The following is a 9189-nucleotide window of genomic DNA, read 5'->3' as shown; positions in this document are numbered from 1 at the left end:
CCCTGACATGCGCGCATTGAACAATCCCACCCCCTCGCTCCACCTGGGCCTGCCCGGCTTCTGCTTCGAGGACCTGTACGCTCCCAGCGGCCTGCGCCGGCTGGCGGAGCGCTTCGACGCACAGCTCCAGGGCGATGCCCCCGGCCTGTTCCAGGCCTTCGACGCCTGGCGCAAGTCCGGCGGCACCACGCCCACCGGCCCGGCTGAATCCGAGCTGCTCATCCAGGTGGCCCGCCACGTCTCGCGCTTCGTCGCCACGCTCTTCCGCATCGAGCCGGAATCCGAGCGGCTGGCCCGCCACCTGCGCGGGGAGCTGCCCCTCTTCGACTTCAAGCGCGAGTTCATCACCCGCCGCGTCTTCAAGAAGGGCGCGCAGGACCGCCCGGCGCTCGCGGAGTTCCCGTCGCTGGATGGGCGCATGCGCCTGCTCATGCAGCTGGGCTTCCCGGACGCGCTCGCGCACGGCGACCTGGAGCGAGGCCTCGCGGAGTCCATCCTCACGCTGCTCGAACTGGAGCGGCTCTTCTCCGGCAACCTGGCGCCCGCGCACCAGGACCGCGCCCCTGCCCTGCGCGAGCGCTGGGCCACCCTGCGCGCCGCGCTCACGGCCACGCCCGAGGGATTGGACGCGTTCGGCTCCAGCCTGGTGACGAAGGGCGACGACGCGGCGGAGCTCCAGTCCGTCCGCGCGCTGCTGTCCCTGGCGGACCGGTGGACGTACGCCCGCGCGCTGCACCCGGAGACCCGGGCCCTCTTCCACTCCTGGCCCACGCTGCGGCTGCCCAAGCCCCTGGTGTTCGACCAGCTGGTGCAGCTGCGGCGCCCGGACGCCGGGATGGAGGAGCTGGCGGAGGGCCTGGAGCACCACCTGCGCCACCGCGACGGCTTCAAGCTCACCGACCGCCGGGGCACGCCTCGCGACGTGATGAACGAGGTGGACTACTGCGTCCTCTGCCACGAGCGGCAGAAGGACTCGTGCAGCAAGGGCTTCCCCGCGAAGGACCCGGTGGCGGAGGGGCACTCGTTCAAGAAGAACCCCCTGGGCATCCCGCTCACCGGCTGCCCGCTGGACGAGCGCATCTCCGAAGCCCACGCGCTCAAGCGCGAGGGTGACTCCGTGGCCGCGCTGGCCATGGTGACGCTGGACAACCCCATGTGCGCGGGCACCGGCCACCGCATCTGCAACGACTGCATGAAGGCCTGCATCTTCCAGAAGCAGGAGCCGGTGAACATCCCGCTGGCGGAGACGGCCACGCTTACCGACGTGCTGGACCTGCCGTGGGGCTTTGAAATCTACGGCCTGCTCACGCGCTGGAACCCGCTCAACCCGCGGCGCCCGTACGCCCTGCCCTACGTGGGCCGCAACGTGCTGGTGGTGGGCCTGGGCCCCGCCGGCTACACGCTGGCGCACTACCTGCTCAACGAAGGGTTCGCCGTCACCGGCGTGGACGGCCTCAAGATTGAACCGTTCCCGGACGAACTCGTGGGCCGCAACGGCCACGCGCTCCAGCCCATCCGCGACTGGCGAGAGCTCACGCGCGAGCTGGACGAGCGCGTGCTGGAGGGCTTCGGCGGCGTGTCCGAGTACGGAATCACCGTGCGCTGGGACAAGAACTTCCTCACGCTCATCCACCTGACGCTCGCGCGCCGCGAGGGCCTGCGCATCCACGGCGGCATCCGCTTCGGCGGCACGCTGACGGTGGAGGACGCGTGGGCGCTGGGCTTCGACCATGTGGCCATCGCCGCGGGCGCGGGCCGCCCCACCCTCATCGGGATGAAGAACAACCTCATCCGGGGCATCCGCAAGGCGTCCGACTTCCTGATGGCGCTGCAGCTCACGGGCGCCTTCAAGCGCGACGCGCTGGCGAACCTGCAGGTGCGGCTGCCGGCCATCGTCATCGGCGGAGGCCTCACCGGCATCGACACCGCCACGGAGCTGATGGCCTACTACCCGGTGCAGGTGGAGAAGACGCTGGAGCGCCACGAGAAGCTGGTGGCGGACCTGGGCGAGGACAGCGTCCTCGCGCGCCTGGACGCGGAGGAGCGCGCCACCTACGAGACCTTCCTCACGCACGGCCGCGCCGTCCGGGCGGAGCGCCAGAAGGCACACGCCGAAGGCCGCGCCCCGGACTTCATCCACCTGGTGCGCGCCTGGGGCGGTGTGAGTCTGGTGTACCGCCGGGGCCTCACCGAGTCGCCTGCCTACCGCCTCAACCACGAAGAGGTGTCCAAGGCCCTGGAGGAGGGCATCCGCTTCATCGAGCGGATGAGCCCCACGGAGGCGCTGCCGGATGACACCGGCGCGGTGCGCGCCATCCGCTTCGAGCGCATGGTGACGGTGGACGGCAGGCTCAAGGGAAGCGGCCAGTTCTTCGAGCTGCCCGCGAGGACGGTCTGCGTGGCCGCGGGCACGTCCCCCAACGTCACCTACGAGAAGGAGTACCCGGGCACCTTCCAGCTGGACGCGGCGAAGGAGTACTTCCAGGGCCACGAGCTGGTGGACGACGGCAGCGGCTTCACGCTCCAGCCCGTGGAGGCGCAGGAGGACCCCAACGCGAAGGTGGGCTTCTTCACGTCCTACCAGCGCGACGGCCGCTTCGTGTCCTTCTACGGCGACAACCACCCGGCCTACGCGGGCAACGTGGTGAAGGCCATGGCCAGCGCGAAGGACGGCCACCCGCAGGTGGCGCGCCTGTTCGCGAAGGAGGTCGCCGGCCTGGACTTCCGCGACACCGCCGCGCAGGAGGCGCGAGACACCCAGCGCGCCGCCCACTTCGCGAAGCTGGACGAGGCGTTCCTCGCCCGCGTCGTGCGGGTGAACCGGCTCACGCCGACCATCGTGGAGGTGGTGGTGAAGGCGCCCTTCGCCGCCAGCCACTTCTCCCCCGGCCAGTTCTACCGGCTCCAGAACTTCGAGCGGAACGCGCCGCTCGTGGACGGCGTGCGCCTCACCATGGAGGGCCTGGCCCTCACGGGCGCGTGGGTGGACAAGGAACAGGGGCTGATGGGCACCATCGTGCTGGAGATGGGCTCCTCGTCGCGCCTGTGCGCCGCGCTCAAGCCCGGCGAGCCCGTCGTGCTGATGGGCCCCACCGGCGCCCCCACGGAGATTGCCCCCAATGAGACGGTGGTGCTGGTGGGCGGCGGCCTGGGCAACGCGGTGCTCTTCTCCATCGCGCGCTCGCTCAAGGCTGCGGGCTGCCGCGTGGTGTACTTCGCGGGCTACCGGCTGAAGGCGGACGCGTTCAAGCAGGACGAAATCGAAGCCGGCACGGACCAGGTCATCTGGTCCGTGGACGCAGGCGACCTGCTGGACGTGCGCCGCCCCCAGGACGCGGCCTTCCGGGGCAACGTGGTGCAGGCCCTGGTGGCGTACGCGGAAGGCAGGCTGGGCGTTGAGCCCGTCATCTCCCTGAGCGAGGTGGACCGCGTCATCGCCATCGGCTCGGACCGGATGATGCGCGCGGTGGCGGAGGCGCGGCACGGCGTGCTCCAGCCGTTCCTCAAGCCGGGCCACGAGGCCATCGGGTCCATCAACTCCCCCATGCAGTGCATGATGAAGGAGATCTGCGCCCAGTGCCTCCAGCGGCACGTGGACCCCGCCACCGGCAAGGAGACGTGGGTCTTCTCCTGCTACAACCAGGACCAGCGGTTGGACCACGTGGACTTCGTCAACCTGGGCCAGCGCCTGCGGGGCAACACCGTGCTGGAGAAGCAGGGGGACGCCTTCCTCGCGCAGCTGCTCAAGAAGGCGCCCGGGCTCAAGCGCGTATAGCTACCGCCGCACGCCCGCGAAGGCCTTGAGCATGTCCTGGTAGTTCTTCGTCAGGTCGGTCTCGCGGGTCAGCACCACGTCCACGTTGGCGTCGCCGAACTCCTGGCGCGCCTCCGGGAGCTTCTGGAAGGTCTCCACCTGGCGGCGCATGGACTCCACCTGCGGCGCCAGCTCCTTCTGCTGCTCCTCCGGCATGCGGGCCTGGAGCGCCTCCAGCTTCTTGAGCTCCTCCTCGTACTGGAGCGTGCGCCCCATCTGCCGCTGGCTGATGACGGCGGTGACGACCTCCGCGATGCGGTTGACCTCGTCCGTGGACAGCCCGGCCGCCTGGCGCGCGTCGGATTCCGCCTGCGCCTTGCGTTCAATCAGCTTCAGGCCGCTCTTCGCCTTCTCCAGCGCCTGGGGCGTGCCCGCGTCCATCAGCGGCCCCATGTCCTGCAGGCCCCGCATCAGCGACCCGTACACCTCCAGCATCTTGCGCTGGTAGCCCACGTACGCATCCAGCTTGGCCTTCGTCACGGTGTAGGGGCCGGACGGGGACGCCTCCTCCGCCGCCTCCCCGGCTTCCAGCCGGGCGACCGGCTCCCTGGCGTCACCGCCCCCTTCCGAGCCTTCCGCCGCATCCTTGCGACAGGCGGAAAGGGCCAGGACCACGGCCAGAAACCCCAACAACTTGCGCATGCCACCTCCCGTGAACGCCAGTGGGTGCCCAGTGTATGCTCGGGCTGGCCCCGCGAACGGCGGTTCCCGAACGCCCTCCACGGGCAGGCTGTTCCGGGCACTGAACAATCGATTCATTACCTTTGACCAACCGGGCCACGGTCATGTACGAACCGCGGTCCTGTCGCGAGCGGTGGAGGGACTTTGAGGATTTTCCTGGTAAGGCACGGCGATGCGGACGCAGAGATCCCCGAGGGTCTCGGCGACGAGGCGCGCGCGCTGACCGCGAAGGCCCGTACGAATGTCGCCGCGCATTTCGCGTCGCTGTCTGAGCGCATGGGGCCCATCAGCCTCATCCTCACCAGCCCGCTGGTGCGCACGGTGCAGACGGCGCAGATCCTCTCCCACTCCGTGAAGCATGAAGGCCTCCTGCGCGTGCACCGCTGCCTGCTGCCGGACATGCCGGTGGGCGCGGTGGAGCCCGTGCTCAAGGAGTACTCCGACGAGAACCTCGTCCTGGTGGGCCACCAGCCCTCCATGGGCGCGCTCGCGGCGCACCTCTTGGGGATGCAGTCCTTCCCCAAGCCGGTGAACCCCGGCACGGTCATCGCCATGGAGTGGCCGGACACGCCCACCAGCACGGAAGACCAGGTGCCCGGCGAGAAGGGGGAGAACCCCCCGGCGCAGCACCTGAAGTTCCTGTTCTACGCCGCCCCCGGCCAGCAGGTCCTCGACGTCATCCAGTGACGTAACGGAAGCGCGGCCATGGACGAAGCCCGCTACAACTCGCTCGTGGCCGCCGCGTTCAAGCGCATCCTGGCGGCCGCGGACACCTTCGACCCGGACGTGCTGGAAGCCGAAGCCACCGGTGACAAGGTGACGCTCACGGCCGCGTCCGGTGAGAAGTGCATCATCAACACCCAGCGCGCCGTCTGGCAGATCTGGGTGGCCGGCCAGGGCCAGGGCATCCACTTCAGCCACGACGACGCCACCCGCGCCTGGAAGGACGACAAGGGCAAGGGGCTGGAGCTGTTCGCCTTCGTGTCCGGCGTGGTGCGTCACCTCACCGGCGAAGCACTCACCTACTCGGCTTGAGCAGGGCTGAGCCGGGCCGCGGAGGCCCGTGGCGCCTGGCCACGAGCCCCCGGCCTCGAGGCGGTTGCCTCAGACCTTCATCACTTCCTGCTCCTTCGCCGCGAGCATCTCGTCCACCTTCTTGATGCCGGCGTCGGTCGTCTTCTGGACCTCTTCGGTGCGGCGCTTGAGGTCGTCCTCGGTGATCTTCTTGTCCTTCTGCTGAGCCTTGAGGGCCTCGTTCGCGTCGCGGCGGATGTTGCGGATGGCGACCTTGGACTCCTCGCCCCGCGCCTTCACCTGCTTCACGATGTCCTTGCGGCGCTCCTCGGTGAGCGGCGGGAACGGCAGGCGGATCATCTCACCGTCGTTCATCGGGTTGATGCCCAGGTTGGCCTCGCGCAGAGCCTTCTCGATGTCCTTCAGGACACTCTTGTCCCAGGGCTTGATGGTGATGAGGCGGGGCTCCGGCGCGTTGATGCTGGCCACGCCGGCCAGGGGCGTGGGGCTGCCGTACTGGTCCACCTTGATGCCATCCAGGATGGCGGTGGACGCACGGCCGGTGCGCACCTTGGACAGGTCCTGCTTGAGGGAGTCCAGTGCCTTGTCGATACGGGTCTTCAGTTCCGCGGCGGCGTCAGCCATTGTGAGTCTCCTCCAGAAATGGGGTGGGTCGCTGTCCTGCTCGGGGTTTCAGGCCCAGACCGTCTCGGCCGCGCCGACAACCGTGCCGAATTCGCCGTGGCCCGTGACGGCGCGCTGGATGTTCCCGCGCGTGCCCAGGTCGAACACGATGATGGGCAGCTTGTTGTCCATGCACAGCGAGATGGCCGTGGAGTCCATCACGTTGAGGTTCTGCTTGAGGACGTCCATGTACGTGAGCGTCCGGTAGCGCTTCGCGGTCGGGTCCTTCTTCGGGTCCGCGTTGTAGACGCCGTCCACCTTGGTGGCCTTGAGGATGACCTGCGCGTTGATTTCCATCGCGCGCAGGGACGCGGCCGTGTCCGTGGTGAAGTAGGGGTTGCCCGTGCCCGCGGCGAAGATGACGACGCGGCCCTTCTCCAGGTGCCGCACGGCGCGCCGGCGGATGTAGGGCTCGGCGATCTGCTCCATCTTGATGGCGGACTGCACGCGCGTCTTCAGCCCCTGCTTCTCCAGCGCGTCCTGCAGCGCCATGGAGTTGATGCAGGTGGCGAGCATGCCCATGTAGTCCGCGCTCGCGCGGTCCATGCCCTCCGTGGCGCCAGCGACGCCGCGGAAGATGTTGCCGCCGCCAATCACGAGGGCGATCTCCAGGCCCGTCCGCGACAGCTCGGCCACTTCCTCCGCGATGCGCGTGAGGGTGGGCGGGTGGATGCCGTACTTCCCCTCGCCCATCAGGGCTTCGCCCGACAGTTTGAGGAGGATGCGCTTGTAGGGAGAGGTGGATTCGGACATACGCGACCGCTTCTATCCCCCGCCCCGCGCCCAGGCAACGACGGAAGTCGTGACGCGTGCCGCACCGTCAGATGCCGGGCGGACGGACGCGGAGAAAGCGGGTCCTGGAATACCAAGGGCCGCGTTCCCGGCGCCCTTCCCCGGGTGAGGAAGAGCCCCAGGCACGCGGCCCTGAGGGAGCTGCGGTGCGGCGGGAGGCGCTTAGGCCTGGCCCAGCGTCTTGGCGACCTCGGCGGCCAGGTCGTCCTTCTTCTTCTCGATGCCCTCACCCACCTCGTAGCGGACGAAGCGGCGCACGGAGACCTTCTCGCCAATCTTGGCGGCGCGCTCGTTGATCATCTCGCCGACCTTCTTCTTGTCGTCCTTCACCCAGAGCTGGTCCACCAGGCAGACGCCCTCGTAGTACTTCTCCATCTTGCCCACGAGGATCTTCTCCAGCATCGCCTCGGGCTTGCCCTGCTGCTTGAGCAGCTCGCGCTGGATCTCCTTCTCCTTGTCCATCGCCTCGGTGGGGACCTCCTCGCGGCGGACGAACTTGGGGTTGGCCGCGGCGATCTGCATCGCCACTTCCTTCGCCAGGTCCTGGAAGTCCGGGTTGCGGGCGACGAAGTCCGTCTCGCAGTTGACCTCCACGATGACGCCGATGCGGCCGCCGTGGATGTAGGAGGTCACGATGCCTTCGGCGGCGACGCGGCCGGCCTTGCCCTCGGCCTTGGAGATGCCCTTCTTGCGCAGCCACTCGGCGGCCTTCTCGAAGTCGCCACCGGACTCGGCCAGCGCCTTCTTGCAGTCCATCATGCCCGCGTTGGTGCGCTCGCGGAGGTCCTTCACCATCTGGGCGGTGATCTCAGCCATGTCGTATCTCTTTCTTCATCGGCTCCGAGCCTGGCGGCGTGCGCCGGGGGCGGAGGACTGGGTTTCTGGGTACTGACGCCAGGGACGTAGAAAATGGAGACGGCCGGACAGCGGGCCTTGAGAGGTGCCGCCCGGCCGAACTCCGGATACCGCGTTGGGGAAGCGGAGAAGCGCGGGCGGTTACTCCGCCGCCGGCGGGGCCTCGCCGCCGCCCTCGGGCGCCTGCTCCGTGGGGGCCGCGGTGGCCTTCATCTCCACGACGGGGCCGCGGCGGTCACCGCCACGGTCACCACCACCACCCCGGCGGTCGTCACGGCGGTCGCCACGGCGCGGGCCCCGGCGGTCGTCACGGCGGTCGCCGCGGTCGTCACGGCCCTCGCGCTCCTCCTGCTCGTCGCGCTCGGCGGCGCCGGACGCACGGTAGCGCGCCGCACCCTCGAGGCACGCGTCCGCGATCTTGGACGTGAAGAGCTTGATGGAGCGGATGGCGTCGTCGTTGCCCGGGATGACGAAGTCGATGCCGTCCGGATCGCAGTTCGTGTCCACCAGGCCGATCACCGGGATGCCCAGGCGGGTGGCCTCGTGGATGGCGATGTGCTCCTTCTTCGGGTCGATGACGAACACGCAGCGGGGCAGCTTCCCCATGTTCTTCACGCCGCCCAGGTTCTTCTCCAGCTTCTCGCGCTCGCGCTCCAGCTGGGCGACTTCCTTCTTGGGCAGCACCTCGAAGGTGCCGTCCTCGGCCATCTTCTCAAGCGTCTTCAGGCGGTCGATGCCCTGCTTGATGGTCTTGAAGTTCGTCAGCGTGCCACCCAGCCAGCGGCTGGTGACGTGGAACTGACCGGCGCGGGCGGCCTCCTCCTGGATGACGTCCTGGGCCTGCTTCTTGGTGCCGACGAAGAGCACGGACCCGCCGCGCGCCGTGATGTCCGCCACGAAGCGGAAGGCCGCGCGGGCCATGGTCACGGTCTTCTGCAGGTCGATGATGTAGATGCCGTTACGGGCGCCGAAGATGTAGGGCTTCATCTTCGGGTTCCAGCGCTTGGTCTGGTGGCCGAAGTGAACGCCGGCCTCCAGCAGCTGGCGCATCGTGATGCCGCTGGCGGCGGCCATTGCCTGGGCCTGGGTCTGCGTATCCTGCTGATCCATGGTGCGTATACCTTCCGGTTGTTCCGCCACGCGCGTTGAGACCGCTGCCAGTCCTGGCCCTTCCACCGTGGAGGGGCACCGGGGACCGGTGACACGCGTGTGAGTAGTGGGTGCTGCTGACTGCCTCGGGCGGTGAAGCCCGGCCCCTCTACATAACGGGGCGCGGCGTCCTTAGCAGAACGCTCAAGAGGGGCGCAAGCTTCGGCACACCCAGTGTCCCACCCCGCGCGTTCCGGGGC

The 9189-nt window shown here is 68.9% G+C and carries 8 protein-coding genes; 3 read left to right on the top strand and 5 right to left on the bottom strand.

Annotated elements, in window-relative coordinates:
* Nucleotides 1–7 precede the first annotated feature (7 nt).
* Nucleotides 8–3775 (top strand): FAD-dependent oxidoreductase, encoded by a 3768-nt coding sequence (locus D7X55_RS29610; protein WP_120551951.1) that lies wholly within the window; start codon nucleotides 8–10, stop codon nucleotides 3773–3775.
* Here the strand turns inward: D7X55_RS29610 and D7X55_RS29605 are convergent, their stop codons facing one another.
* Nucleotides 3776–4456, bottom strand: a complete 681-nt coding sequence (locus D7X55_RS29605) for a hypothetical protein (protein WP_121724820.1) — start codon at nucleotides 4454–4456, stop codon at nucleotides 3776–3778.
* Between the two features lie 183 nt (nucleotides 4457–4639).
* Between D7X55_RS29605 and D7X55_RS29600 the strand changes: the two genes are divergently transcribed.
* A complete protein-coding gene (locus D7X55_RS29600; protein ID WP_120551953.1) occupies nucleotides 4640–5182 on the top strand; it encodes a histidine phosphatase family protein in 543 nt (180 codons plus the stop codon).
* A gap of 18 nt (nucleotides 5183–5200) precedes the next feature.
* Complete coding sequence (cyaY, locus tag D7X55_RS29595; protein ID WP_121724819.1) at nucleotides 5201–5530, top strand: iron donor protein CyaY; 330 nt, start codon at nucleotides 5201–5203, stop codon at nucleotides 5528–5530.
* A 69-nt stretch (nucleotides 5531–5599) separates the two neighbouring features.
* Here cyaY and frr read toward each other — a convergent pair whose 3' ends face one another.
* From frr to rpsB, 4 genes are all read right to left on the bottom strand, one after another.
* Nucleotides 5600–6154, bottom strand: coding sequence for a ribosome recycling factor (frr, locus tag D7X55_RS29590; RefSeq protein WP_120551955.1), 555 nt, complete (start codon nucleotides 6152–6154; stop codon nucleotides 5600–5602).
* Between the two features lie 48 nt (nucleotides 6155–6202).
* Nucleotides 6203–6946, bottom strand: coding sequence for a UMP kinase (pyrH, locus tag D7X55_RS29585; protein WP_120551956.1), 744 nt, complete (start codon nucleotides 6944–6946; stop codon nucleotides 6203–6205).
* A 201-nt stretch (nucleotides 6947–7147) separates the two neighbouring features.
* A complete protein-coding gene (gene tsf, locus D7X55_RS29580) occupies nucleotides 7148–7801 on the bottom strand; it encodes a translation elongation factor Ts (protein ID WP_014395055.1) in 654 nt (217 codons plus the stop codon).
* 180 nt (nucleotides 7802–7981) lie between these two features.
* Nucleotides 7982–8950, bottom strand: a complete 969-nt coding sequence (rpsB, locus tag D7X55_RS29575) for a 30S ribosomal protein S2 (RefSeq protein ID WP_120551957.1) — start codon at nucleotides 8948–8950, stop codon at nucleotides 7982–7984.
* Nucleotides 8951–9189: the final 239 nt, after the last annotated feature.

Source organism: Corallococcus sp. AB049A (assembly GCF_003668885.1).
Classification (GTDB): Bacteria; Myxococcota; Myxococcia; order Myxococcales; family Myxococcaceae; genus Corallococcus; species Corallococcus interemptor.
The sequence above is the reverse complement of the archived record's forward strand: the minus strand, read 5'-3'. Positions and strand labels throughout refer to the sequence as shown.